We start from the raw sequence: 24,957 nt of genomic DNA on the forward strand, positions 1-24,957 counted from the left end.
GCGGCAATGTCCATGAGAGACACGCCGCGGCGCTGCCGCGATCAAGTTTCCTCGTCGGCCTCGTCCACTTCGGCGTGGGTTGCGTATCTTACCGTGGCGGCGGCAAAGCCGCGGCGCAGGAGGAATTGTGCCCGTTTGCCCTGCTCGGCGCGATCCGCGGCGGCCTTGCCGCCGTAATGCCGGCGCAACTGGTTCATCGCGCTGACGTTCCAGTCCACCTCGCACTCGTCCAGCAGCTGGCGGATCGCCGCGTCGGACAGGCCGTGGGTCTTCAATTCCATGCGGATGCGCGCCGGACCGTAGCCCTGGGCGGCGCGGTTGCGCAGGAGCATCCCGGCGAAGCGTTCGTCGTCCTGGTAGTGCTGCTCGCTGAGCCTGACCACGGCCTCATCGGCCTCGTCAGTGGCGTAGCCGCCCTGGCCGAGTTTGCGGCGCAGTTCGCGCTTCGACTGCTCGCGGCGTGCGAGCAGGCCCAACGCCTTGTCGTAGGCGCTGGGGCGTGGTTTCTTCTCGGTGGTGTCGTCACGGCGTTTCATGCGCGACGTCCCGGCAATCAGGTCGAGAGCGCCCCCTCACCCCCAACCCTCTCCCCCGACGAGTCGGGGGAGAGGGAGTCAAGCTGGAGCAGCACCTTACGCCTCTTCCAGCGCTTCCTCGGACGCCGCGGCGGCCTTGCCGGCACCGCCCACCAGCAGGCGGGCGCGCAGCTCGGCGTCGATCTCGTTGGCGATGGCGGGGTTGTCGCGCAGGAACTGGCGCACGTTTTCCTTGCCCTGGCCGATGCGGTCGCCCTTGTAGCTGTACCAGGCGCCGGACTTGTCGATCAGGTTCTGCGCCACGCCCAGCTCGATGATCTCGCCTTCGCGCGAGGTGCCCTCGCCGTACAGGATCTCGAACTCGGCCTGGCGGAACGGCGGCGCCACCTTGTTCTTCACCACCTTGACACGGGTTTCCGAACCGATGATTTCCTCGCCCTTCTTCACCGCGCCGATGCGGCGGATATCCAGGCGCACCGAGGCGTAGAACTTCAGCGCGTTGCCGCCGGTGGTGGTCTCGGGGCTGCCGAACATCACGCCGATCTTCATGCGGATCTGGTTGATGAAGATGACGAGGCAGTTCGACTTCTTGATGTTGGCGGTGAGCTTGCGCAGCGCCTGGCTCATCAGGCGGGCGTGCAGGCCGACGTGGGAATCGCCCATCTCGCCTTCGATTTCCGCCTTCGGCGTCAGCGCGGCGACCGAGTCGACCACCACCATGTCCACCGCACCGGAGCGCACCAGCATGTCGGCGATTTCCAGCGCCTGCTCGCCAGTGTCCGGCTGCGAGACCAGCAGGTCGTCGACGTTGACGCCGAGCTTTTCCGCATAGGTGGGATCGAGCGCGTGTTCGGCATCGACGAACGCGGCGGTACCGCCGGCGCGCTGGCAGTTGGCGATCGCCTGCAAGGTCATGGTGGTCTTGCCGGACGACTCCGGGCCGTAGATCTCGACCACGCGGCCACGCGGCAGGCCGCCGACGCCGAGCGCGATGTCCAGCCCCAGCGAACCGGTGGAGACCGTCTCGATCGCCTCGTTGACGCGGTCGCCCATGCGCATCACGGCACCCTTGCCGAACTGCTTTTCGATCTGGCCGAGGGCGGAGGCGAGAGCCTTGCGCTTGTTGTCATCCATCGTCTTGGTTCCGGTTGGGCTGTGAATGGGAGGCATGATGCCCGGATCGCGTCTCACGGGCTGCGATCAGCGACGAGTCCCAAGTATCCCACAGCGGTCAAGCCCGCCAGCCGGCCCGCGGCGCCTCATGCCGTCAGGGTTTTCCGCAGGCCGGCGAGGGCCGCGGCCACGGTCCGCCGGCGCACCGCCTCGCGATCGCCGGCGAAATGGAACAGCTGTGCGTGGGCGTAGCCGCCGCGGCGCTTCCACGCGATCCATACCGTGCCCACCGGCTTGTCCGGCGTGCCGCCGCTGGGACCGGCGATACCGGTGACCGCCACCGCCACGCCCGCGCCGAAACGCGCCAGCGCGCCGGAAACCATCTCCAGCGCCGTCTCTTCGCTCACCGCGCCGACGTGTTCCAGCGTGCGCGGATCCACGCCGAGCAGCGCCTGCTTCGCCTCGTAGCTGTAGGTCACCACGCCGGCGTCGAACCAGGCCGAGCTGCCCGGCAGGTCGGTGAGCGTCTTGGCGATCCAGCCGCCGGTGCAGGACTCGGCGGTGACCAGCATCAGGCGCTGGCGCAGCGTCTCCTCCGCCACCGCCTGCGCCAGCGCGTGCAATTCGGCATCGGTAGGAACGGACGACGACTCCATGCGAGACTCCCGGTCTTGAGACCGGCACGGTAACGCGACCGGCAAGCCCGTTCCACCCTTTCCCGACCGCGGCGTCCATGAGTCACGACGATCTCTCCCTGCACACCCCGCTGATGCGCCAGTACCTCACCGCCAAGGCGGCGCACCCGGATGTGCTGCTGTTCTTCCGCATGGGCGATTTCTACGAGCTGTTCTACGACGACGCGCGCAAGGCGGCGCGGCTGCTCGACATCACGCTGACCCAGCGCGGGCAGTCGGCGGGTGCGCCGATCCCGATGGCGGGCGTGCCCTACCACGCGGTGGAGAATTACCTGGCGAAACTGGTACGGCTGGGCGAATCGGTGGCGATCTGCGAGCAGATCGGCGATCCGGCGCTGGCCAAGGGCATCGTGGAGCGCAAGGTGGTGCGCGTGGTCACGCCGGGTACGGTGACCGACGCCGCGCTGCTGGAGGAACGCCGCGACAACCTGCTGCTGGCGATCGCCGCGGGTGCGAAGGACGGCTATGGCCTCGCCTGGGTGGACCTGTCCAGCGGCCGCTTCCTGCTGAGCGAGGTGCCCAACGCCGAAGCGCTGGCCGCGGAGCTGGCGCGCCTGCAGCCCGCCGAGACCCTGGTGGACGAAAGCGTGGCGTGGCCGAAGCTGGTCGCCGCCCTGCCCGGCCTGCGCAAGCGGCCGCCGTGGCATTTCGAGAGCGATGCGGCGCGGCGCGAGCTGAACCGCTTCTTCGGTACGCGCGACCTCGGTGGCTTCGGCGTGGACAAGCTGCCGCTGGCGATCGGTGCCGCCGGCTGCCTGCTCGGCTACGTCGAGGAAACCCAGAAGAGCGCGCTGCCGCATCTCAGCGGCATGGCGGTGGAAGCGGCCAGCGAGACCATCGCGCTGGATGCCGCCACCCGCCGCAACCTGGAACTGGACACGCATCCCAGCAGCCGCACCGAGCACACCCTGCTCGGCGTGCTGGACGAAACCGTGACGCCGATGGGCGCGCGTCTGCTGCGGCGCTGGCTCAACCGTCCGCTGCGTTCGCGCGACGTGCTGCGTGGGCGGCATCAGGCCATCGCCGCGCTGGTCGACAACCGCCGTTACGAAGCGTTGCGCGAACAACTTCGCGGCATCGGCGACCTGGAACGCATCCTCGCCCGCGTGGCGTTGCGCTCGGCGCGGCCGCGCGACCTGTCCACCTTGCGCGATGGTCTCTTGGCGGCGCCGGAGCTTGCACGCGCACTCTGTACCAGTGCGATCATCCCTGATCGCGAAAATCAGGAAGCGGCCATCCATGGCCGCACTCTTCAAGAAAGCCTCAGCCCGCTCTTGCACGCCCTGGTCGAACACATCGGCGACCACGCCGACAACGCCGCCCTGCTCGCCCGCGCCATCGTGCCGCAGCCGCCCGTGCTGCAACGCGACGGCGGCGTCATCGCCGACGGCTACGACGCGGAGCTCGACGAACTGCGCCGCCTCTCCACCCATGCCGACCAGTACCTCGTGGAACTGGAGGAGCGCGAGAAAGCCGCCAGCGGCATCTCCACGCTCAAGGTGGGCTACAACCGCGTGCACGGCTACTACATCGAGATCAGCAAGGCACAGTCGGACAAGGCGCCCACGCACTACACGCGCCGGCAGACCACCAAGAACGCCGAGCGCTACATCACCGAGGAGCTGAAGCAGTTCGAGGACAAGGTGCTCAGCGCGAAGGAACGCTCGCTGATGCGCGAGCGCGCACTGTACGAGGCATTGCTCGACACGCTCATCCAAAAACTCGAACCGCTGAAACAGGCCGCGGCCGCCATCGCCGAGCTGGACGTGCTGGCGACGCTGGCCGAACGCGCGGAGACGCTGGACTGGAGCGCGCCCGAGCTCACCGACGAGCCCGGCATCGCCATCGAGCGCGGCCGCCATCCGGTGGTGGAGAAGGTGCGCGAGGAGCCGTTCGAGCCGAACGACCTGAAGCTAGCCGACGGCCGCCGCATGCTGGTCATCACCGGTCCCAACATGGGCGGCAAGAGCACCTACATGCGGCAGAACGCGCTGATCGTGCTGCTCGCCCACATCGGCAGCTACGTGCCTGCGAGCCGCACGGTGATCGGCCCGGTCGATCGCATCTTCACCCGCATCGGCGCGGGCGACGACCTCTCGCGCGGCCAGTCCACCTTCATGGTGGAGATGAGCGAAACCGCGAACATCCTGCACAACGCCACCGCGCACAGCATGGTGCTGATGGACGAGGTGGGCCGCGGCACCAGCACCTACGATGGCCTCGCGCTGGCGCGTGCCGCCGCGGTGCACCTGGCCACCGCCAGCCGCGCGTTCACCCTGTTCGCCACGCACTACTTCGAGCTGACGGAACTGGCGGCCGAACACTCCGGCATCGCCAACGTGCATCTGGATGCCGTCGAGTACGGCGAACAACTGGTGTTCATGCACGCGGTCAAGGACGGTCCCGCGAATCGCAGCTTCGGCCTGCAGGTGGCGGCGCTGGCCGGCCTGCCCAAGCCGGTGATCGCCGACGCGCGGCGCACGCTGGCAGAACTCGAACGCGGCATGCACGCACACGCCGGCGCGCCGGTGGCCGCCGCCGATGCCTCGCCGCAACTGGGATTGTTTGCGCCGCCGGCGCCGTCGGCGGTGGAACACGCGCTGGACGCCATCGATCCCGACGCGCTGACGCCGCGCGAGGCGCTGGAGGCGCTGTACCGGTTGAAAAGCCTGCGCTGATCCAGCCGTGCACTCTGTGCACGACAACGAGAAGTAAGTGAAGAGCAGTGAGCAGACAGAGAAAGCACGGGAAACGATGCGCCCGGCTTCTCTCTCACTCCTCCGCACTCACTCCTTTCCTTCACGCAGACGGTGCCCCTGCACCTGCAGGGCTGAATCGTCCAGCTTCGCAGCTGCCTCTTGCGCTACATGCGCCTCGTCCGGCATCGCGATGTCGGGAATCGCGTCCCACTCGGCCTGGCTCACGCCGGCCGGCGGCCGGGCCTGCCCGACCGGCGCGCGCGCCGTCAGGCGACCCGCCAGCACCAGTTGCTGGATGCGCTCGAACACCTCCGCGCGGCCGAACGGCTTCTTCATGAAATCGTCGGCGCCGTAGCGCTGCACGTAGAACTGTTCGGTGGCCTGCACGTTGCCGCTGATCATCACGATCGGGATGTGCGCGGTCAGCGGATCGTGGCGCAGCGTGCGCAGCACCGTGAAACCGGACAGGCCGGGCAGCACGATGTCGAGGAAGACCAGGTCGGGGCGCTCGCTGCGCGCCAGTTCCAGCGCGCTCTCGCCGTCGGCCGCCTTGAGCACCTCGTAGCCGTCCTGGCCAAGCATCTTGCCCAGCACCGCGCGTATCGTCGCCGAGTCGTCCACCACCAGCACCCGGGTGCTGGTCGCCGCGCGCACGCGCGGCTCGCTGTGGCGGCGCTCGCCGCCGGCCACCAGGCGCTTCAACAAACCGAAACCGGCCATTCCCCTGCCCCTTCGCCGGCGAAGGCGCCCGCGCCGGCGCAGTTTCGGTGCCGGCGCGGGCGGACGCAAGCAGGGGGATTTACGCCACGGGCGACCGCGGCCGGTAACAGAGCAGCAGGTTGCCGTTGCCGAAGCGCCGCGACTCGGCGAGGCGAAGCTCCATGCCGTGCTCGACGCTGCCGAACAGCGGCTTGCCACGCCGGCCCAGCACCACCGGGATGAGCGCCAGCTGGTACTCGTCGATCAGCCCGGTCGGCGCCAGCGCGGCCACCAGTTCACCGCTGCCGAGAATCACCAGGTCCGCGCCCGGACTGCGCTTCAGTTCCTGCAGGCGGGAGGCCGCGTCGCCTGGCAACACTGTGGTGTTGTTCCAATCGGCCTCATGCATGGTGCGCGAACAGACGAACTTCGGCAGTGCGTTCATCGCCTCGGCCACCCGCGGTTCGTGCTGCGCGGCCGCCGGCGTGGGCCACCAGGACACCATCATCTCGTAGGTGCGGCGCCCGAACACCAGCTCGCCGCCGCTGCCGGCATTGCCCGCCACGAAGGCGTCCCACTCCGCGTCGCGTTCCCGGCGATGGGCCCAGTCGAGATCGCCGTCCGTGCCTGCATAACAGCCGTCCAGCGTCAGCATTTCGAAGGCGATCAGTCTGCGCATGGCTTGTACCTCGTCGGGATGCGAATTCAGGCGACGGCGCCGGCGGCGCTCGCGTCCGGGAACGGTTCGCGCCAGGCCGGCAGGGCCTGCAATTGCCGGTGCCAGCGCGCGAGGTGCTCGAAGCCGTCCAGCGGAAGCCGTGCTTCCTTCGCCCAGCCCAGCGGTGTGGAGACGGCGAAATCCGCCACGCCCAGCCGCCCGCCGACCAGCCACTCGTGTTCGGCCAGATGCGCGTCGAGGACAGCCGCAAACTGCCGGAAGAACTTGCCCGCCTCGGCCACCGCGGCCGCATCGGCTTCGCCCATGCCCAGCCAGGGCTTGATCAGATGCTCGAAGTACAGCGAGCCGCCGTGCCGCGAGAAATGCGCCTGGTTCCACGACAGCCAGCGCAGCGCCTCGACCTGCAACGCGGGGACGGACGGCCACAGGTCCGAGCCGGCCCGGGTCGCCAGATGCACCATGATCGCGTCGGCCTCCCACAGGCGCAGCGCACCGTCGACCAGCAGCGGCACCTTGCCGTTCGGATTCAGCGCGAGGTACGGCGGCTGGCGGTGCTCGCCGTGGGCAAGGTCGACGCGTATGTACTCGACCGGAGATTGCAGGTATTTCGCCACCGCACAGGCTCTGCGCGGATTGAAGGTCTCGGCGTAGTACAGCTTCATGGGGACGCTCCTCGGGGGTGGTGGAGCGCAGTCTGCGCCGCATCTACATATGTTCAAGAACATATTCAGCGTCGGCGCTACGCTTGCCGGAACCGGAGGAAAACGCCATGCCGTACAGCGCCGAGCACAAGCAGCGGACCCGCGCGCACATCGTCGAGTGCGCCCGCGTACTGTTCAACCGCAAGGGCTTCGCCGAGGTCTCGATCGACGAGATCATGGCCAGCGCCGGCCTCACCCGCGGCGGCTTCTACAACCACTTCAAGACCAAGGAAGACCTGTACGTGGAAGCGGTGGCGGCCTACCGGGACTTCAATCCGCACGAGCGCTGGCCGCAGCTGGATTTCGATCCCGCGCGCCGCGGCAGCGCGTTCGCCCGCCAGATGGTCGACGTCTACCTCTCGCACGAACACCTGGACGACGTCGAGGGCCAGTGCCCGATGATCGCCCTGCCCTCCGACGTGGCGCGTGCCGGCACCGGCGTGAAACGTGCCTACCACGGACTGCTGGAACGCATGGCCGGCATGCTCGCGCAAGGCGCCGAGGCATCCGCCGGCGCGGAGGCCGCACGTCAGCGCGGACTCGCGCTCGCTGCACTGTGCGTGGGCGGCATGGTGCTGGCGCGCACCATCGAGGACGACGCCTTCCGCGAGGAAATCCGCGCGGCGGCACGCGCCACGGCGCACGAACTGATCGACTGAGCCGCGCCGCGCGCAGCGGCATCACCTGTCGTCCACCGCGGGCATGGCATGTCTGTGCGTCCGCCAGCGTCGCGGACGGCACCCATAGCCATGCGCTATCGGCCACATCGAAACAAGCGAATTCCAACGGCCGTCGCCACTGCGTAGATTCGATCCACAGACCCACCGCCATCCGGAGCCCGCCATGCCCAGGAACCGCAAACCCCGCCTCACCACCGTCGCCGGCGCACCGGTGCCGGACAACCAGAACATCCTCACCGCCGGTCCGCGCGGCCCGGCCCTGCTGCAGGACGTGTGGCTGCTGGAGAAACTGGCCCACTTCGACCGCGAGGTGATCCCGGAGCGGCGCATGCATGCCAAGGGTTCGGGCGCCTTCGGCACCTTCACCGTGACGAAGGACATCACCAGGTACACCCGGGCGAAGATCTTCTCCAAGGTCGGCAAGCAGACCGAGGTGTTCGCCCGCTTCACCACCGTGGCCGGCGAGCGCGGCGCAGCCGACGCCGAACGCGACATCCGCGGCTTCGCGCTGAAGTTCTACACCGAGGAAGGCAACTGGGACCTGGTCGGCAACAACACGCCGGTGTTCTTCTTCCGCGACCCGCTGAAGTTCCCCGACCTCAACCACGCGGTGAAGCGCGACCCGCGCACCAACCTGCGCAGCGCGCAGAACAACTGGGATTTCTGGACCTCGCTGCCCGAGGCGCTGCACCAGGTCACCATCGTGATGAGCGAGCGCGGCATCCCCGCCAGCTACCGCCACATGCACGGTTTCGGCTCGCACACCTTCAGCTTCATCAACGCGAAGAACGAGCGCTACTGGGTGAAGTTCCACCACGTCTGCCAGCAGGGCATCAGGAACCTCACGGATGCCGAAGCGGAGAAAATCATCGGCAAGGATCGCGAAAGCCACCAGCGCGACCTGTTCGACGCGATAGCACGCGGCGACTTCCCGAAGTGGAAGCTGTGCGTGCAGATCATGCCGGAGAAGGATGCGTCCAAGGTGCCGTACCACCCGTTCGACCTCACCAAGGTGTGGCCGCACAAGGACTATCCGCTGATCGAAGTAGGCGTGTGGGAGCTCAACAGGAACCCGGAGAATTTCTTCGCCGACGTCGAGCAGAGCGCGTTCAACCCGGCGCAGGTGGTGCCCGGCATCGGCTTCTCGCCGGACAAGATGCTGCAGGCGCGGCTGTTCTCCTACGGCGACGCGCAGCGCTACCGGCTCGGCGTGAACCACCACCAGATCCCGGTGAACGCACCGCGCTGCCCGGTCCACAGCTTCCACCGCGACGGCGCGATGCGCGTGGACGGCAACCACGGCAGCACGCTGGCCTACGAGCCCAACAGCTACGGCGAATGGCAGGAGCAGCCGGATTTCCGCGAGCCGCCGCTGTCGATCGAAGGCGCGGCCGACCACTGGAACCACCGTGTGGACGAGGACTACTACTCGCAGCCGGGCGCGCTGTTCCGGCTGATGAGCGCGAAGCAGAAGAAGGCGCTGTTCGAGAACACCGCGCGCGCGATGCAGGGCGTGCCGGAGGAAATCCAGCGCCGCCACATCGGGCACTGCAGCAAGGCCGACAAGGCCTATGGCGAGGGCGTGGCCAAGGCACTGGGGCTCAAGCCCTGACCCCGCAGGGGTGCCACAAGCCGACGGCCCGCTATCGCGGGCCGTCGGCGTCGAAACAGGTTCTGGCGGCGGCTCAGGCCGCCATGCCGGTCATCACTTCGTGCACGACTTCGACCACTGGCGGCACGGCCACCACCGGCGGCTCGACCGGACGGGCGGCCAGCCGGCCCGCGCGTACCAGCGCCTCGATGCTGGCCTGCACTTCGGCGCGGCCGAACGGCTTCTTCAGGAAGTCGTCGGCGCCGTAGCGCTGCACGTAGAACTGCTCGGTGGCCTGCGGGTTGCCGCTGATCATCACGATCGGAATATGCGCGGTGCGCGGGTCGTGGCGCAGCGTGCGCAGCACCGCGAAACCGTTGATGCCCGGCAGCACGATGTCGAGGAAGATCAGTTCGGGCAGCTCGGCCTTCGCCAGCTCCAGTGCCCGCTCGCCGTCAGCCGCTTTCTGCACCGCGTAGCCGTCCTGCTCCAGCATGCGGCCCAGCACCGCGCAAATCGTGGGCGAGTCGTCCACCACCAGCATGCGCGTGCCCAGCGGCGCCTGCCGCCGGCCTTCCGACTGCTGCGCCGACGCGTCGGCACCGCCCAGCCACCGCTTGAAGAATCCCATGCCGTTCATCGTGAGGCTCCCCGAAGCCATCCCTGTCCAGTGAAAGTCGCAGACTTGGCGCGACCCGTCGTTGCTGCGGATGGTGGGGCAGAACCATGGCGCAATCTGCGATGCACTGCTCAGTGCCTGTGCGGGAGATGTCGATCACGTCTCATGCCGGTCCTTCAACCGACGCAATTCCCTGCGTGCATGCTTGTCGGGCCGCTGGCGCGGCGCCTGCGCGCCGACCAGCCGGCGCTGCTCGCGCGATGCATCGCGCGCCAGCTGGCTGGCCTCGCTCTCGCGGTACAGCGCCTGCGCCACGCTGGCCGGGCCGCGCTTGTCCGCCAGCGCCAACACCTCGACCTCCAGCCGCTCCTCGCCCCGGCTGATCTTCAGCTTGTCGCCCGCGCGCAACGACTTCGCCGGCTTGCAGCCGCCGCCGTTGACGTCGATCTTGCCGCCGTCGATCGCCTGCTTGGCGAGACTGCGCGTCTTGAAGAAGCGCGCGGCCCACAGCCACACGTCGACGCGTACTTCGGCGGATGGGTTGTCGTGCAGGTCATTCATGGATGGCATTGTCGCCGCATTGCCGATGCCATCACGCCCCAAGCAGCCAGTTGCCCAGGGGCACCGTCACCAGTGACAGCACGATGCCTGCGCCGAGCACGGTGTTCGCCAGTTCCGGATCCAGCCCGTACTCGTCGGCGAGGATGGTGGCCGAGACCATCGGCGCCATCGCCGCCTGCAGCACGCCGGCGGTGAGTGTGAGCCCGCCCACGCCGGCCGCCACGCCCAGCGCCCAGCACAGCGCCGGCGCCAGCAGCAGCTTCCAGCCCAGGCCCCAGGCCCCCGCGCCGAGTTGACGCCCGCCCACCTGCAAACGGAACTGCAGCCCCACGGAGAACAGCGCCAGTGGCGTCAGCGTGGCGCCCAGCGGATGGAACACGCCGTCCAGCACGGCCGGCCAGCCGCCCAGCATGCCCGCGACGACGCCGACCACCAGCGCGATGAAGGCGGGGAACGTGGCGATGCGCCGCGCGATCCGGCGCGGGTCGGGATCACGCCCCGCATACAGGCAGGCCACCACCACGCCCACCGAGGCCAGCAGCGGGAAACAACCCAGCTGGTCGGCCACCACGGCCAGCGTCAGCCCGGCCTCCCCGTGCAGCGCCTGCAGCATCGGATAGCCCATGAACGAGGTGTTGCCCAACCCGCACACCAGGACCAGCGCGCCGACGCGCCCGCGCGACCAGCCCAGCCGTGGCCCGATCCACGCGAACAGCAGCCACGCGCCGAAGAAGGTGAGCCATATCGCCGCTACCAGGAACCACAGCTGCGCATCGAGCCGCACCTGCGGGATCAGCTCCAGCACCAGCGCCGGCAGCGCGATGTTGAGCACCCACCAGTTCAGCCCGTGCACGATGCCGGCCGGCGGCTGCGCCAAGCGGCGCACCAGCGCGCCCAGCACCAGACAGACGAACAGCAGCAGCAAGGCACTCATTGCGGACATTTCGCGGGGACCAGCGCCGCATTAGACGCGATCCGGCCGACCGCCGGAAGCGGACGCCGCCGGCATGCGAGAATGGCCGGGACCCCGAACCGCGCGAGCACCATGAGTTCCAAGCCCTACGACTTCCGCCAGTTCCAGGCCGAGCTCGCCGCACTCGAGCAAGGCAACCCCGAACCGAAGCAGGCACCGGAGCCTGCACCGAAGCCCGCACCGAAATCCAAGCCGCTTGGCAAGAAGGCCGCCGAAGCCGAACGCCTCGCCCGCGCCCGCGGTGAATTCCTCGCCCTGCGCGACCGCCACAATCTCAGTGTCGCCGACGTGGTGGCGTTCTTTCCCGAGGAGGAAGGCATCGCCTATCTGCAGCAGTTGCTGGCGTCGGCGGAGCAGAAGCCGCGGCGACGGAAGCAGCCCCCCTCGACCTGAGATGCGGCAGCCGGCGCCATCCCGTCGCCGCGTGCCGGAACCACCGAACCGACCAAGCATGCCAGGTCACGCCCGGACAACATCCGCGCGATGCAGAATGGCGGCATGAACCGCCTTCCCGCCCTCGCATCCGCGCTGCTTGCGCTGCTGGCCCTGGCGCCGTTCGACGCTGGCGCGCAGGACATCTACAAGTGCATGCAAGGCGGCCAAGTCGCCTACACCGACCGGCCCTGCCCCGCCGGCAAGGGCGAGTTGCTGCACCAGGCTGACGCCACCGAAACCATCGACTATTACCTGCGCCTGGGTCAGGACAGTCTCGCCACGGCTTGGGCGAAGTCCCACCATTTGGATGCGCTCTATCGCGAGCGCCTCGCCATCCACCAGGCCGCGGAGGAAGCCCGCGCCGAACAGGCCAGACAGACGGCCGAACTCGCGCAGCAGCAGGCCGAACAGGCCCGCGCGCAGGCCCGGCAGACCGCCGCACTGCAGGCACAGGCCGAGCAGGCCACCGAGCGCGAGCAACTGCAAGCCGAGAACGACGCGCTGCGCGAGCAGAATGCGACCTACCAGGCCGAACTGAGCCAGCCGACCTATCTGGTCCCGCCCTACGGCTGGGCCGGATCGCGCCCATACCCACCGTTCCATCCACCCCGCTTCGACCGCCACGAGCCCGGGCAGCCGCATGCGCGGCCGCCACCGCCGGTACGCGATCAACCGCGGGTGAAGAGCTGCACGACGCTGGCCGGCGGGCGCGTGCAATGCTGAATTGACAAACTCATCGGTACCGGCGTATGGGGTGAATACCCCCACACGCAAGGAGAGCATCATGCGCACCCCATTTCTTGCCGTTGCCGCCATGGCAGTGCTGGGCAGCACGGGCGCCATCGCCGACGATACGATGTCGCTCAACCAGTTCCCCCACAGGGTCGAGCCGGTGCTGGTGCAGGTGAACGCCCAAGGCAGGGTCACCAGCGCTTCGCCGGCCTACCAGCTCACGCCCAAGCTCAACCGCCTGTTGCGCGCGAACCTCGACGGGATGATCCGCAAGCCCGCCGTCGACAAGCACGGCAAGCCGATACCCAGCCAGTTCATCATGAACATGGCCGTACGCACCGAGCCACGCACCGACGGCAACTACGATGCCTGGTTCGCCTACGTCTCGACCAAGCCGGTGCCGCCGGGTTCCTGGTACTGGGTGCACCTCGACGGCGACCGTCTCGCGCTGGCCAGCCAGGGCATGCGCTTCCGTGGCATGCGCCCGTCCCTGCCGGTCCAGCACTACTACCACGACGGTTACCGGGCAACCTACAAGGGGAGCAGCCAGCCGGTACCGGCCATGGCGCCGGCACCTGCGGTGCAAAGCATGCCCGGCAATGCGTCCAATCCGCCGCCCCGCACCCGGTAAATCCCCGTGCCGAAATCAAAGGCCCGTCGCAAGCGACGGGCCTTTTCGTTGCGCGGGGCTACCGATGCGACGACTCAAGTCCCCAACAGCACCCGATTCATCCGTTGCACGAACGCGGCGGGGTCGGACAACGGGGCGCCGGCGGCGATCTCGGCCTGCTCCAGCAGCAGGTTGGCGAGGTCCCTTGCCCTGCCTTCGTCGGCCTCCGTTTCCACGCGCTTCAGCAGCGGATGGGCCGGGTTGACCTCCAGCGTGGGCTTGCTCTCGGGCAGTTCCTGGCCGGCTTCGCGCAGCAGGCGCGCGAGGTGCGGCGCCATCTCGTAGTCGCTGAGCGCAAGGCAGGAAGGCGAGTCGGTGAGACGGGCGGACACCTTGACGTCGCCCACGCGCTCGCCGAGCAGATTCTTCAGCTTCTTCAGCAGCGGCTCGGCTTCCTTCGCGACTTCTTCCTGCTGCTTCTTCTCCGCCTCATCCAGCGGCAGCTCGCCCTTGGCCACGTTCCTGAGCTTCTTGCCTTCGTATTCGCCGAGATAGCCGACCATCCATTCGTCGATGCGGTCGAACATCAGCAGCACCTCGATGCCCTTGGCGCGGAACGCTTCCAGCTGCGGGCTGCCGGCGGCGGCGGCGTAGCTGTCGGCGGTGATGTACCAGATCGCATCCTGGCCCACCGCCATGCGGCTGATGTAGTCGTCCAGCGAGACGTTCTGCTGCGCGCCCTCGCCCTTCGTGGACGCGAAGCGCAACAGCTTGGCGATGCGCTCGCGGTTCGACGCATCCTCGCTGATGCCTTCCTTCAGCGTGTTGCCGAAGGCCTTGATGAAAGTGCTGAACTTCTCCGGCTCGTCCTTCGCCAGCTTCTCGATCAGGTCCAGCACGCGCTTCACGCAAGCCGCCTTGATGCGTTCCAACTGGCGGTTGTGCTGCAGGATCTCGCGGCTGACGTTGAGCGGCAGGTCGTCGGCGTCCACCACGCCGCGCACGAAGCGGAGGTAGTTCGGCAGCAGCTCTTCGGCCGCATCCATGATGAAGACGCGCTTGATGTAGAGCTTCAGCCCCTTGCGCTCGTCGCGCCCGCCCATCATCAGGTCGAACGGCGGCTGCGACGGGATGTAGAGCAAGGTGGTGAAGCTCTGGCTGCCCTCGACGCGGTTGTGCGTCCAGGCCAGCGCGTCGTTGAAGTCGTGGCCCAGCGACTTGTAGAAGCCCTGGTAGTCCGCATCGGAAATCTCGGACTTCGGCTTGGCCCACAGCGCGGAGGCGTCGTTGACGGTCTCCCACTCGCCGGTGGGCTTGCCATCCTTCTCCTGCGGCACGCGGATCGGGAACGCCACGTGATCGGAATACTTGGTGATCAGCGAACGCAGCTGCCAGCCCTTGAGGAACTCGTCCTCGTCGGCCTTCAGGTGCAGCACCACGGTGGTGCCGCGCTCGGCCAACTCGATCGGCTCCAGCGCGTACTCGCCCTTGCCGTCGCTCTCCCACTTCACGCCCGCGCCGGCCGGCGCGTCGGCGCGGCGGGTCAGCACAGTGACCTTGTCGGCGACCACGAAGGCGGAATAGAAGCCCACGCCGAACTGGCCGATCAGCCGCGCGTCGGCCTTCTGCTCGCCGCTCATCGCTTCGAGGAAACGCCGCGTGCCGGAGCTGGCGATGGTGCCGATGTTCGCCACCACCTCGTCGCGCGTCATGCCGACGCCGTTGTCGCGCACGGTCACGGTGCGCGCGGCCTCGTCCCAGCTCACGTCGATATGCAGCTCGCTGTCGCTGCCCATCAGCTCCGGCTTGCCCAGCGCCTCGAAGCGCAGCTTGTCGCAGGCGTCGGAGGCGTTGGAGATCAGCTCGCGCAGGAAGATCTCCTTGTGCGAGTACAGCGAGTGGGTGACCAGGTGCAGCACCTGGGCGACTTCGGCTTCGAACTTGCGGGTTTCGGCGGGTGCGGTCATGCGGGGTGCTTCCGAGTGGTAGTGAGTTGATCCCCTCTCCCTCCGGGAGAGGGTGCCCGAAGGGCGGGAGAGGGTTCGGGCGGAGCGTGGCAATCCCCGCGAAACGAGCCCTCTCCCCAACCCCTCTCCCGCAAGCGGGAGAGGGGCTCAAGCGTCAAGCATGCGCCGAGTTCTGCAGCGCCGCGATGCGCTCGTCCAGCGGCGGGTGGCTCATGAACAGACGCTGGAAGCCTTCGGCCAGCGGGCCGGAGATACCGAACGCTGCCAGCGTCTTCGGCAAGCTGTTCTCGCCGTGGTCGCCCTTCAGCCGCTGCAGCGCGGAGATCATCGCACCGCGGCCGGCGAGTTTCGCACCCGCGGCATCGGCGTGGAACTCGCGCCAGCGCGAGAACGCCATCACGATCATCGAGGCGAACAGGCCGAACACCAGCTGCAGCACCATCACGGTGACGAAGTAGCCGATGCCGCTGCCGCCGCGGTTGTCGTCGCGGCCGCCCGACATCCAGCTGTCCACCAGCCGGCCCACGATGCGCGCGGCCAGGATCACCAGGGTGTTCAGCACGCCCTGGATCAGGGTCATCGTCACCATGTCGCCGTTCGCGACATGGCCGATCTCGTGGCCGAGCACGGCCGCGACCTGCTCGCGATCCATCTGCTGCAGCAGGCCGCTGCTCACCGCCACCAGCGCGCTGTTCTTCGTCATGCCGGTGGCGAACGCGTTCATTTCCGGCGCGTCGTAGATCGCCACCTCGGGCATGCCGATGCCGGCGTTCTGCGCGTGGCGGCGCACGGTATCCAGCAGCCAGCGCTCGGCCTCGTTCGCGGGCTGCGCTATCACCCGAGCGCCAGTCGACATCTTCGCCATCCACTTGGACATGGCCAGCGAGATGAAGGCACCGCCCATGCCGAACACCGCGGCGTAGATCAGCAGGCCGGTGCTGCCGCCGAAACCCTGGGCGGCAGCCATCTGGTCCACCCCAAGCAGGTGGCAGACGATGCTGAGCAGGAACAGGACGGCGATGTTGGTACCGAGGAATAGTGCGATGCGGCGCATGGCTGTCTCTTTGGCCGTCACGTTGAAGAAAGAGGATGCGATGTTGGGTGGGGCCGACGGCGCCCCGTTTCAAGCATCCGGCCCTCTCGCCAGTCGCCCCTTGGGCAGGCAGACTGCCGCGGATGGACTACCGCGGCCGCTTCGCCCCCTCGCCCACCGGATTGCTGCACTTCGGCTCGCTGGTCGCCGCGCTCGGCAGCTGGTTGCGCGCCCGCGAAGCCGGCGGCCGCTGGCTGCTGCGCATGGAGGACATCGACCCGCCGCGCGAAGTGCCCGGCGCGGCCGCCGCCATCCTCGCCGCCCTGCCCGCGTTCGGCTTCACGGCGGACGAGCCGGTGCTGCACCAGTCGCAACGCCAGGCCGCGTACGACGCCGCGTTCGCGCGGCTGCGCGCCATCGATGCGGTGTTCCCCTGCTGGTGCAGCCGCAGCGAACTGGCCGCGATGGGCGAACTGCATCGCGACGGCCGCTGCGTGGCGCCACCCGACCCGCGGCGCGAGCCGGCCTGGCGGCTGCGTGCGCCCGACGTCGAGATCGCCTTCGACGACATCGTGCAGGGTCCGCAGCGGCAGAACCTGCGCGAGAGCGCGGGCGATTTCGTGATACGCCGCGTCGAGGGCCTGTACTCCTATCAGCTGGCCTGTGTGGTGGACGACGCCCACCAGGGCATCACCGAGGTGGTGCGCGGCTGCGACCTGCTCGATTCCACGCCGCGGCAGATCCACCTGCAGCGACTGCTGGACCTGCCCACGCCCCGCTACCTGCACCTGCCGCTGGCGCTGGACGGCGCGGGGCACAAGCTCTCCAAGTCCGCGCAGGCCTGGCCGGTCGACCCGGCCGATCCGCTGCCCGCGCTGCGCCGCGCCTTGGCCTTCCTCGGCCAGCCGGTGCCCGCGGAGGCCGCCGACGCACCCACGCTGCTGGCCGCGGCGTTGTCGCGCTTCGATCCGGCGCTTGTTCCAAAACGCGGTGGTTGCTTTGCCGGCTGAGCAGTTATAAACCTCTCCATGGGCCAACGCCGGTCGCCGACCGTCGCGACGCGCGCCCTGCAGCGAACCCAAGGAGACTGGACATGACGCAACGCACGGCTTTGGTCACGGGTGGCACGGGCGGTATCGGCAGCGCGATCGTGCGCTACCTCGCCCGGCAGGGGCACCGGGTCGCCACCAACTACCGCAACGCGGAAAAGGCCGAGGCCTGGCGCAAGTCCATGGCCGCCGACGGCATCGAGGTGTGCATGGTCACCGGCGACGTCGCCGATCCCGCCTCCTGCGCGGCAATGATCCAGGCGATCGAAGCGAAGTGCGGTCCGGTGGAAATCCTCGTCAACAACGCCGGCATCACCCGCGACACCACCTTCCACAAGATGAGCTACGAGCAGTGGACCGAGGTGGTGAACACCAACCTCAACGCCTGCTTCAACGTCACCCGCCCGGTGATCGACGGCATGCGCCACCGCAAGTGGGGCCGCATCGTGCAGATCAGCTCGATCAACGGCCAGAAGGGCCAGTACGGCCAGGCCAACTACGCCGCCGCCAAGGCCGGCATGCACGGCTTCACCATCTCGCTGGCGCAGGAGAACGCGAAGTTCGGCATCACCGTCAACACCGTCTCGCCCGGCTACGTGGGCACCGACATGGTGATGGCGGTGCCCGAGGACGTGCGCGCCAAGATCGTGGCGCAGATCCCGGTCGGGCGACTGGGCAAGCCGGAGGAAATCGCCCACGCTGTCGCCTTCCTCACCGGCGAGGAAGCCGCCTGGATCACCGGCGCGAACCTCGCCATCAACGGCGGGCATTACATGGGTTGGTGAAATGCGCGCTTTGAAGCTGCCGGTGGCAGCTTCAGCGCATTTCACCAGGTGAGGCATGGATGCCGAACGGGCGGCGGCGCAGGGACGCCTGCTTGCCATACCCCGCAACGAAGCAGAGGCGTTGAAACGCGTCCCGCGCGGCGATGGCCCGGTGGGGCATGGATGCCGAACCGGCGGCGACGCAAGAACGCCGCCGCGCAATGGCACAAGGCGTGCATGCCGATTCGGCGCGAATGCCGCGACTCGTCCGGACCCGATGGAAACGACTGCAATCACCCCGCTGGGCAAGATCCTGGATCTCCTGCTGGACGCCATCTGCGTCGTCGACGCCGAGGGGCGCTATGTGTTCGTCAGCGCCGCATTCGAGCGCATCTTCGGCTACGCGCCGGAGGAGGTGATCGGCCGGCGGATGATCGAGCTCGTGCATCCGGAGGACCGCGAAGTGACGCTGCGCACCGCCGCGGCGATCATGGACGGCAAGCCCGAATCGAATTTCCAGAACCGCTACGTGCGCAAGGACGGCGAGGTGGTGCACATCATGTGGTCGGCACGCTGGTCCGAAGCCGACCGGGTGAGGATCGCCGTCGCCCGCGACATCACCGCGTTCAAGCGCGGCGAATCGATGCGGCTGGCGCTGCACGCAGTCGCCGAGGCGGCACATGCCGCACAGGACCTGCCCATGCTGTTCGAGCAGGTGCACCGGATCATCGGCGGCATCCTGCCCGCGACGAACTTCCTCGTCGCCCTGCACGACCGCACGGAGAATCGCCTGCGCTTTCCCTGTGTGGCGTACGGCGAGCACGAGGCCGTGCCCGAACCGGAGGCGCTTGCCGCCGACCCGCGCATCGCCGCGGTGATCCGCAGCGGCCGGCCCGTGCAACTGGCCGCTGCGGCGGGGGATGGCGCCACACGCTGGCTCGGCGTGCCGCTGCAATCGAAAGACGGCGCGATCGGCGCACTGGTGATCGAGCATCGCGGCAAGGCCGGCTACAGCGACGCCGACAGCGAACTGCTGCAATTCGTCGCCACCCAGGTGAGCACCGCGATCGAGCGCAAGCAGGCGCAGGCGCGGCTGCACCATCTCGCCCTGCACGACCCCCTGACCGACCTGCCCAACCGCAACCTGTTCGGTCGCCAGCTGGACGCCACGCTGGCGCGCGCCGCCAGCCGGAAGGCGCACGTGGCGTTGCTCTACATCGACCTGGACGGCTTCAAGCAGGTCAACGATCGCCACGGCCACCCCATCGGCGACCTGTTGCTGTGTGAAGTCGCCACCCGCCTCCGCGGCTGCCTGCGCGAGCGCGACGTCGCGGGGCGCATCGGCGGCGACGAGTTCGTGGTGCTGCTCGATGCGCTGGCCTCGCCCGGCCACGGCGTGGACATCGCGGAGCGGATCCGCGCGGCGCTCGGCCCGGTCTTCCAGCTCGCGGAACAGTCGATCCCCATGTCAGCGAGCATCGGCGTGGCCATCTTTCCCGCCGATGGCGAGGACGGCGAGCAGTTGGCCCGTGCCGCCGATCGCGCCATGTACCGTGCCAAGCAGGCGGGCGGCAACCAGACCCGGGTCGCCGGCGGCGTCGATGCCGTGGACGTTCCCGGCAGCTGACGCTCCCGGCGCACCGGCGCAGCTAGTCGTCCGCCTGCAGCAATCGCTCCATCACCTTCCCCACCGCCGCAAACGCGAACGCCCCGGTGACATGCGTGGCCGCGCCCAGACCGCCGCCGCAGGCAAGGTTCAGCGCGTCGCCACCGGGCGGACGGGTGCCGCAGACCGTGCCGTCCGGCTGCGGGTACTGCACGTTCTGCAGCGAGTACACCGCCGGCACGCCGAAGTAACGTTGCGGGCTGCGCGGAAAATTGAAATCCGCGCGGAGCTTCTTGCGGATCAGGCTGAACATCGCGTCGTGCTCGGTGCGCGAGAGGTCGCGCACGCGAATCTGCGTCGGATCGGTGCGACCGCCGGCCGAACCCACGGTGACGATGGGCAGCTTGCGGCGGCGGCACCAGGCGATCATCTCCAGCTTCACGCGGAACGCATCGCAGGCATCCAGCACGGCGTCGTAGCCGCGATCCAGCAGCTCGTCCAGCGTGGCGGTCGTGAGGAAGCGCTCGATCGCCTCCAGTCGCAGCGAAGGATTGATCGCGTGCAGGCGCGCGGCCATCACGCCCACCTTGGGCTTGCCGTATTCACCGTCCAGCGCGTGCAGCTGGCGGTTGGTGTTGGACACGCAGACCTCGTCCGCGTCGATCAGGGTGAGCCGCCCCACCCCGCTGCGCACCAGCGCCTCGGCCGCCCACGAGCCCACGCCACCCACGCCCACCACGCAGACATGGCGCTGCGCCAGCTTCGCCACGCTGCCGGCGCCGTACAGGCGTTCGACGCCGGCGAAACGTTCGTGCGGGTAGGCGGATTCGCTCATCGAAAACCTGATGGTGTGGCGCGGGACACGCGCTGCGCAAAGCAGCCATTCTATCGCCCGCCCCCGGGAACCGGGTTATCCTCGCGGGCTCGTCTCCCGCAAGGAATCCATGATGCGTGCCGCCCTCCTGATCCTGCTCGGCCTGGTCATCGGCGTACTCGGTACGTCCCAGGTGATGAATGCGCTCGCCGCGCGCAACCCGATGCCCAAGGCGGTGATGCACACCATGGGCTACCACATGGGCGAGCTGAAGCAGGCGATGAAGGCGCAGAAGTGCGACGCGGCGACGATCCAGCACCATCTGTTGCGCCTGCAGTCCACCGCCACCGACATCCTGCCCACCTTCGGCATTGCCGACAAAGGCTTCACCGACGACGCGAACCAGCTGCAGACGCGCCTGCAGCAGGCCACCGTGTCCGCCCCGGCCAGCTGCGCGGCACTGGCCGCGGCGCTGAAGCCGGTGGGCGAGACCTGCCAGAGCTGCCATCAGCAGTACCGCTGAGGCACCTATCACGGCTGAAGCCGCTCCTGCACCCCGCACCGTAGGAGCGGTTTCAGCCGCGAACGGGATTGACCAAAGCGCCGCTAGAAACTCACCTTCCCACGCAGCATCTGCGCGTACATCACCCAATCGCCCAGCAGGCTGTACAGCGGGTGGCGGAAGGTGGCCGGGCGGTTCTTCTCGTAGACGAAGTGGCCGATCCACGCGCAGCCGTAGCCGGCCACCGGCAACAGCCACAGCCAGTCCCAGCGGCGGCTGGCGATCGCCAACAACAGGATCACGAGCACCAGCGAACTGCCGATGAAATGCCAGCGCCGGCACAGGCGCTGGCTGTGCTCGCCGAGGTAGTAGGGATAGAACGCGCGGAAGCTGGCGAATTCGCTCATGGGCACTCCGTCAGTCGGGCGGCAGCGGAATGAATTCCTGTTCGTCGCCGGCCACCTTGCCGAAGCAGCCCTCGCGCCAGTCGGCCTTGGCCTGCTCGATGCGCTCGCGGCTGCTGGCGACGAAGTTCCACCACAAGTGGCGTTCGCCATCCAGCGGCGCGCCGCCGAACAGCATCACGCGGCTGGCGACTTTCGCTCGCAACGACGGCACCGCTGCGCCCGTCTGCACCGCCATCCGGCCCGCCGCGACGGACAGCTCGCCCCACGCCAGCTCGCCCTCGATCACGTGGACGCCGTGCTCGACATGTTCCGCCGGCAGGGCCAGCTCGGCGCCGGCTTCCAGCCGCGCTTCGGCGAAGAACATCGGCGCATAGACCTTCACCGGCGAGGCCGCGCCCCAGCCGGTGCCGACGATCAGCACCAGCTCGACGCCGGGCTGGCGGATGCACGGCAAGGCCTCGGCCTCGTGATGATGGAACTCCGGCGCCATCTCCGCGTGGTCGCGCGGCAGCGCCACCCATACCTGGATGCCGTGCACGCGCTGGCCCGCGGCGCGTGCTTCCGGCGGCGTGCGCTCGGAATGCACGATGCCGCTGCCGGCAGTCATCCAGTTCACCGCGCCGGGCTGGATGTCGGCGAGGCTGCCCAGGCTGTCGCGATGGCGGACCGTGCCCTCGAACAGCCAGGTCACCGTGGCCAGGCCGATGTGCGGATGCGGTCGCACGTCCATGCCGCGGCCCGGCGCGAAATCCACGGGGCCCATGTGGTCGTAGAACACGAACGGGCCCACGTGGCGGGCCTGCAGCACCGGCAGCAGGCGGCGCACGGTGAAGCCGTCGCCGAGATCGTGCAGGCGGCCATCGATCAGGATCGGTTGCGCATCCATCGGTACTCCTCGCTCACCAGGCTCGTCGATATTGCGCCGGCGCGGGCAGCTCTGCACCCAGCTCCTGCGCGGCGCGGCGCGGGAAATACGGATCGCGCAGGCTCTCGCGGGCAATCAGCACCACGTCGGCCTCGTCGTTTGCCACGATGTCGGCGGCTTGCTTCGATCCGGTGATGAGGCCCACCGCGCCGGTAGCGATGCCCGCTTCACGGCGGATCTGCGCGGCGAACGGCACCTGGTAGCCCGGCGCCACGGGCACCTTCACGTGTGGCAGCAGGCCGCCGCTGGAAATGTCGACCAGGTCCAAGCCCAGCGACTTCACCTCGCGCGCCAGCCGCACGCTCTGCTCGACATCCCAGCCACCCTCGGCCCAGTCCATGGCCGAGATGCGCAGCCACAGCGGCAACTCCGCCGGCCATACCTCGCGCACTGCGGCGATCACCTCGCGCGCCAGCCGCGTGCGGTTCTCGAAGCTGCCGCCGTAGTCGTCGTCGCGCCGGTTGCTGAGCGGCGACAGGAACTGGTGCAGCAGATAACCGTGCGCGGCGTGCAACTCGATCAACTGGAAGCCGGCGGCCAGCGCACGCTGCGCCGCCGCCCGAAAATCGGCGATCAACTGGCGGATGCCAGCCGCATCCAGCGCCATCGGCGTGTGCCAGCCCGCGTCGAACGGTAGCGCCGACGGCGCCACCGTGGTCCACGCGCCCTGCGCCGGCGTGAGTGCGCCACCGCCGTCCCAGGGCCGGTGCGCACTGGCCTTGCGGCCGGCATGCGCCAGCTGCACGCCGGGCACCGCGCCCTGCGCCGCGATGAAGGCGGCGATCGGCCGCCAAGCCGCGGCCTGCACGTCGTTCCAGATGCCGGTGTCGCCCGGCGAGATGCGCCCCTGCGCCGACACCGCGGTAGCCTCGGCGATCACCGCAGCCGCGCCGCCCACCGCACGGCTGCCCAGGTGCACCAGATGCCAGTGGTCGGGCATGCCGTCGATCGCCGAGTACTGGCACATCGGCGACACCACGATGCGGTTGCGCAGCGTCAGGCTGCGCTGCGGGAGGGGTTCGAACAATTTCATCGGTCGTCCGGCCGGGAGAGGGAGACACCTACAGTGCAGGCGCCTCGCCCGCGCATCAAGGGGCGGGGCGAGCCGGCGCCACGAGCGCCGCGTCGTGCGCCGCGATCCAGTCGGCCAGGCGCGCGGCGACCGCGGCCGGCGCCTTCATCCAGCCGAAGTGGTCGGCCGGCTGGCCGGCCAGTTCGTCCGGCAGCACCAATTCATGGCGGCGCGGCGCGTGCGGCATTTTCCCCAGCAGCCAGTCCAGCGAGGCGGCCTGGCCCAGCCAGTCGTCGCGCAGGCGCAGGGCCAGTACCGGTCGCTCCAGCGCGGCCAGGTGCTGCTCGAAATCCGTGTCCATGCCCGCCGCGGCGTAACGGCCGGTACGGCCGCTGCGCGCCCAGTCGGCCGCGACACCGCGCGCCTCGTTGCCGCCGAAGCCGATACGACGACCGGGCAAATGCCCCAGCAGCGTCGCCAGCACGGGCGCCAGCGCGTAGGCCAGGCCGATCACGGCGCCGCGGCGGAAGCGCCGCCAGTACGGCGCACCGCTGGCCACCAGGGCAAGACCCGTCACCTCGTCGGGATGCAGCGCGGCGTACAGGCAGGCCAGTTGGCCGCCCAGGCTGTGCCCCCCGAGCCAGGGACGCGCCTGCGGCCAGCGCGCACGCATCGCGGCCAAGCCAGCAGGCAGGTCGATCTCCAGCAGCTCGCGGTAGCCCCAGTCACTGCGACGGCCGGCCCGCAGGCTGCTGGAACCGATGCCACGCCACTCGTGCAACGCCACCGCCACGCCCCGCGCCGCCAGTGCGGCGGCCAGCGGCAGGTAATGCTTCGCCGGCACGCCCATCGCCGGCACCCAGTACACCGCCGCGCGCGGCACGCCGTCCGGCGCCACGCACAGCAATTCCGCACGCGCGCCGTCGGTCATCGCCAACGGCAGCACGGTGGGTTCCGAGGTGGTTGTAATGGTGCTCATCGAAAAGTGCAGCCATGGATGGCTGCCCGTTTGATCCTCGCGATCAGGGACGATCGCAAAAGCAAGACCAGCCATGGATGGCCGCCCGTGTGATATTCGCGATCAGGGATGATCGCAAAGCCAAGGGATCGCAAAGGCAAAAGAAAAAGGCCGGCTTGCGCCGGCCTTTTTCACATGCGCCATCGCCATCAAGCCGGAGCGACTTCTTCGGCCTGCAGGCCCTTCTGGCCCTGCACCACCTTGAACGTCACCTTCTGGCCTTCCTGCAGGCTCTTGAAGCCCGTGCCGGTGATGGCACGAAAATGCACGAACACGTCGGGGCCGTTCTCGCGGCTGATGAAGCCGAACCCCTTGGCGTCGTTGAACCACTTGACGGTACCTGTTTCACGATCCGACATGACTCACTCCGATCCATTCCAGACGCTTGAGACGAGCCGACCCCGCGGGCCGACGACTTACTGGGCATGCCGGGGTCGGGTGTAGCGACATGGAATCGACAGGGGTTCCATACCGGGCACGCACGTGGCCAAGCAGACGCAGTGGGCAAAGCATAACGGAATTTCACGAATGCAAGCG

Annotated in this window: 27 protein-coding genes; 10 read left to right on the top strand and 17 right to left on the bottom strand. The window is 68.7% G+C overall.

The annotated features are described in order from the left end of the window. Window positions 1-41: 41 nt before the first annotated feature. The 3 genes from AB7878_RS03285 to AB7878_RS03295 form a co-directional block, all read right to left on the bottom strand. Window positions 42-536: a regulatory protein RecX gene (locus AB7878_RS03285; RefSeq protein ID WP_369492987.1), complete on the bottom strand. Its 495-nt coding sequence runs from the start codon at window positions 534-536 to the stop codon at window positions 42-44. 96 nt (window positions 537-632) lie between these two features. Then, a complete protein-coding gene (gene recA / locus AB7878_RS03290; protein ID WP_369492988.1) occupies window positions 633-1,670 on the bottom strand; it encodes a recombinase RecA in 1,038 nt (345 codons plus the stop codon). Window positions 1,671-1,795: 125 nt separating this feature from the next. After that, window positions 1,796-2,305, bottom strand: coding sequence for a CinA family protein (locus AB7878_RS03295; RefSeq protein ID WP_369492989.1), 510 nt, complete (start codon window positions 2,303-2,305; stop codon window positions 1,796-1,798). A gap of 77 nt (window positions 2,306-2,382) precedes the next feature. On the opposite strand from AB7878_RS03295, the gene mutS reads away from it, so the two are divergent. Continuing rightward, window positions 2,383-5,022 carry a DNA mismatch repair protein MutS gene (mutS, locus tag AB7878_RS03300; protein ID WP_369492990.1) on the top strand — a complete coding sequence of 880 codons (2,640 nt, stop codon included), beginning with the start codon at window positions 2,383-2,385 and terminating at the stop codon, window positions 5,020-5,022. A 108-nt stretch (window positions 5,023-5,130) separates the two neighbouring features. On the opposite strand, the gene AB7878_RS03305 is transcribed toward mutS, so the two are convergent. The 3 genes from AB7878_RS03305 to AB7878_RS03315 form a co-directional block, all read right to left on the bottom strand. Beyond that, window positions 5,131-5,763 (bottom strand): response regulator, encoded by a 633-nt coding sequence (locus AB7878_RS03305; RefSeq protein ID WP_369492991.1) that lies wholly within the window; start codon window positions 5,761-5,763, stop codon window positions 5,131-5,133. Between the two features lie 79 nt (window positions 5,764-5,842). After that, a complete protein-coding gene (locus AB7878_RS03310) occupies window positions 5,843-6,421 on the bottom strand; it encodes a dihydrofolate reductase family protein (RefSeq protein WP_369492992.1) in 579 nt (192 codons plus the stop codon). Between the two features lie 26 nt (window positions 6,422-6,447). Beyond that, complete coding sequence (locus AB7878_RS03315; protein ID WP_369492993.1) at window positions 6,448-7,083, bottom strand: glutathione S-transferase family protein; 636 nt, start codon at window positions 7,081-7,083, stop codon at window positions 6,448-6,450. A gap of 107 nt (window positions 7,084-7,190) precedes the next feature. Here AB7878_RS03315 and AB7878_RS03320 point away from each other — a divergent pair, with 107 nt between their 5' ends. Both AB7878_RS03320 and AB7878_RS03325 read left to right on the top strand, forming a co-directional pair. After that, on the top strand, window positions 7,191-7,781 hold the full coding sequence (locus AB7878_RS03320; RefSeq protein WP_369492994.1) for a TetR/AcrR family transcriptional regulator: 591 nt from the start codon (window positions 7,191-7,193) through the stop codon (window positions 7,779-7,781). Between the two features lie 184 nt (window positions 7,782-7,965). Next, window positions 7,966-9,414 carry a catalase gene (locus tag AB7878_RS03325; protein WP_369492995.1) on the top strand — a complete coding sequence of 483 codons (1,449 nt, stop codon included), beginning with the start codon at window positions 7,966-7,968 and terminating at the stop codon, window positions 9,412-9,414. Between the two features lie 73 nt (window positions 9,415-9,487). Here AB7878_RS03325 and AB7878_RS03330 read toward each other — a convergent pair whose 3' ends face one another. From AB7878_RS03330 to AB7878_RS03340, 3 genes are all read right to left on the bottom strand, one after another. Further along, window positions 9,488-10,033, bottom strand: a complete 546-nt coding sequence (locus tag AB7878_RS03330) for a response regulator (RefSeq protein ID WP_369492996.1) — start codon at window positions 10,031-10,033, stop codon at window positions 9,488-9,490. A 135-nt stretch (window positions 10,034-10,168) separates the two neighbouring features. Then, a complete protein-coding gene (locus AB7878_RS03335) occupies window positions 10,169-10,573 on the bottom strand; it encodes an RNA-binding S4 domain-containing protein (RefSeq protein WP_369492997.1) in 405 nt (134 codons plus the stop codon). 31 nt (window positions 10,574-10,604) lie between these two features. Then, a complete protein-coding gene (locus tag AB7878_RS03340) occupies window positions 10,605-11,507 on the bottom strand; it encodes an AEC family transporter (protein WP_369492998.1) in 903 nt (300 codons plus the stop codon). 111 nt (window positions 11,508-11,618) lie between these two features. Here AB7878_RS03340 and AB7878_RS03345 point away from each other — a divergent pair, with 111 nt between their 5' ends. From AB7878_RS03345 to AB7878_RS03355, 3 genes are all read left to right on the top strand, one after another. Next, window positions 11,619-11,939, top strand: coding sequence for a 2-hydroxyacyl-CoA dehydratase (locus AB7878_RS03345; RefSeq protein ID WP_369492999.1), 321 nt, complete (start codon window positions 11,619-11,621; stop codon window positions 11,937-11,939). 105 nt (window positions 11,940-12,044) lie between these two features. Continuing rightward, on the top strand, window positions 12,045-12,704 hold the full coding sequence (locus AB7878_RS03350; RefSeq protein ID WP_369493000.1) for a DUF4124 domain-containing protein: 660 nt from the start codon (window positions 12,045-12,047) through the stop codon (window positions 12,702-12,704). Window positions 12,705-12,765: 61 nt separating this feature from the next. Next, complete coding sequence (locus tag AB7878_RS03355) at window positions 12,766-13,344, top strand: hypothetical protein (RefSeq protein WP_369493001.1); 579 nt, start codon at window positions 12,766-12,768, stop codon at window positions 13,342-13,344. A 74-nt stretch (window positions 13,345-13,418) separates the two neighbouring features. Here the strand turns inward: AB7878_RS03355 and htpG are convergent, their stop codons facing one another. Next, a complete protein-coding gene (gene htpG, locus AB7878_RS03360) occupies window positions 13,419-15,290 on the bottom strand; it encodes a molecular chaperone HtpG (protein WP_369493002.1) in 1,872 nt (623 codons plus the stop codon). 154 nt (window positions 15,291-15,444) lie between these two features. Beyond that, window positions 15,445-16,344, bottom strand: a complete 900-nt coding sequence (gene htpX, locus AB7878_RS03365) for a protease HtpX (RefSeq protein ID WP_369493003.1) — start codon at window positions 16,342-16,344, stop codon at window positions 15,445-15,447. A gap of 122 nt (window positions 16,345-16,466) precedes the next feature. Between htpX and gluQRS the strand changes: the two genes are divergently transcribed. The 3 genes from gluQRS to AB7878_RS03380 all read left to right on the top strand — a co-directional run bounded on the left by gluQRS (window position 16,467) and on the right by AB7878_RS03380 (window position 19,763). Beyond that, window positions 16,467-17,333 (top strand): tRNA glutamyl-Q(34) synthetase GluQRS, encoded by an 867-nt coding sequence (gene gluQRS / locus AB7878_RS03370; protein WP_369493004.1) that lies wholly within the window; start codon window positions 16,467-16,469, stop codon window positions 17,331-17,333. 83 nt (window positions 17,334-17,416) lie between these two features. After that, entirely contained in the window at window positions 17,417-18,157 is a 741-nt protein-coding gene (locus tag AB7878_RS03375) for a beta-ketoacyl-ACP reductase (protein ID WP_369493005.1), read from the top strand. Between the two features lie 256 nt (window positions 18,158-18,413). Further along, window positions 18,414-19,763: a diguanylate cyclase domain-containing protein gene (locus tag AB7878_RS03380; RefSeq protein WP_369493006.1), complete on the top strand. Its 1,350-nt coding sequence runs from the start codon at window positions 18,414-18,416 to the stop codon at window positions 19,761-19,763. A 22-nt stretch (window positions 19,764-19,785) separates the two neighbouring features. Here the strand turns inward: AB7878_RS03380 and AB7878_RS03385 are convergent, their stop codons facing one another. After that, the gene (locus AB7878_RS03385; protein ID WP_369493007.1) at window positions 19,786-20,577 is read right to left on the bottom strand and encodes a tRNA threonylcarbamoyladenosine dehydratase; all 792 of its coding nucleotides are present in this window, start codon (window positions 20,575-20,577) and stop codon (window positions 19,786-19,788) included. 112 nt (window positions 20,578-20,689) lie between these two features. Here AB7878_RS03385 and AB7878_RS03390 point away from each other — a divergent pair, with 112 nt between their 5' ends. Next, window positions 20,690-21,079, top strand: a complete 390-nt coding sequence (locus AB7878_RS03390) for a cytochrome c (protein ID WP_369493008.1) — start codon at window positions 20,690-20,692, stop codon at window positions 21,077-21,079. A gap of 83 nt (window positions 21,080-21,162) precedes the next feature. On the opposite strand, the gene AB7878_RS03395 is transcribed toward AB7878_RS03390, so the two are convergent. From AB7878_RS03395 to AB7878_RS03415, 5 genes are all read right to left on the bottom strand, one after another. Then, a complete protein-coding gene (locus AB7878_RS03395; protein WP_369493009.1) occupies window positions 21,163-21,465 on the bottom strand; it encodes an Mpo1-like protein in 303 nt (100 codons plus the stop codon). A 10-nt stretch (window positions 21,466-21,475) separates the two neighbouring features. Continuing rightward, complete coding sequence (locus AB7878_RS03400; RefSeq protein ID WP_369493010.1) at window positions 21,476-22,351, bottom strand: pirin family protein; 876 nt, start codon at window positions 22,349-22,351, stop codon at window positions 21,476-21,478. Window positions 22,352-22,364: 13 nt separating this feature from the next. After that, window positions 22,365-23,423 (bottom strand): NADH:flavin oxidoreductase/NADH oxidase, encoded by a 1,059-nt coding sequence (locus AB7878_RS03405; RefSeq protein ID WP_369493011.1) that lies wholly within the window; start codon window positions 23,421-23,423, stop codon window positions 22,365-22,367. A gap of 55 nt (window positions 23,424-23,478) precedes the next feature. Continuing rightward, window positions 23,479-24,381 (bottom strand): alpha/beta hydrolase family protein, encoded by a 903-nt coding sequence (locus AB7878_RS03410; RefSeq protein WP_369493012.1) that lies wholly within the window; start codon window positions 24,379-24,381, stop codon window positions 23,479-23,481. A gap of 188 nt (window positions 24,382-24,569) precedes the next feature. Next, window positions 24,570-24,779, bottom strand: a complete 210-nt coding sequence (locus AB7878_RS03415; RefSeq protein WP_077482570.1) for a cold-shock protein — start codon at window positions 24,777-24,779, stop codon at window positions 24,570-24,572. Between the last annotated feature and the right edge of the window lie 178 nt (window positions 24,780-24,957).

This window comes from Rhodanobacter humi (assembly GCF_041107455.1).
Classification (GTDB): Bacteria; Pseudomonadota; Gammaproteobacteria; order Xanthomonadales; family Rhodanobacteraceae; genus Rhodanobacter_A.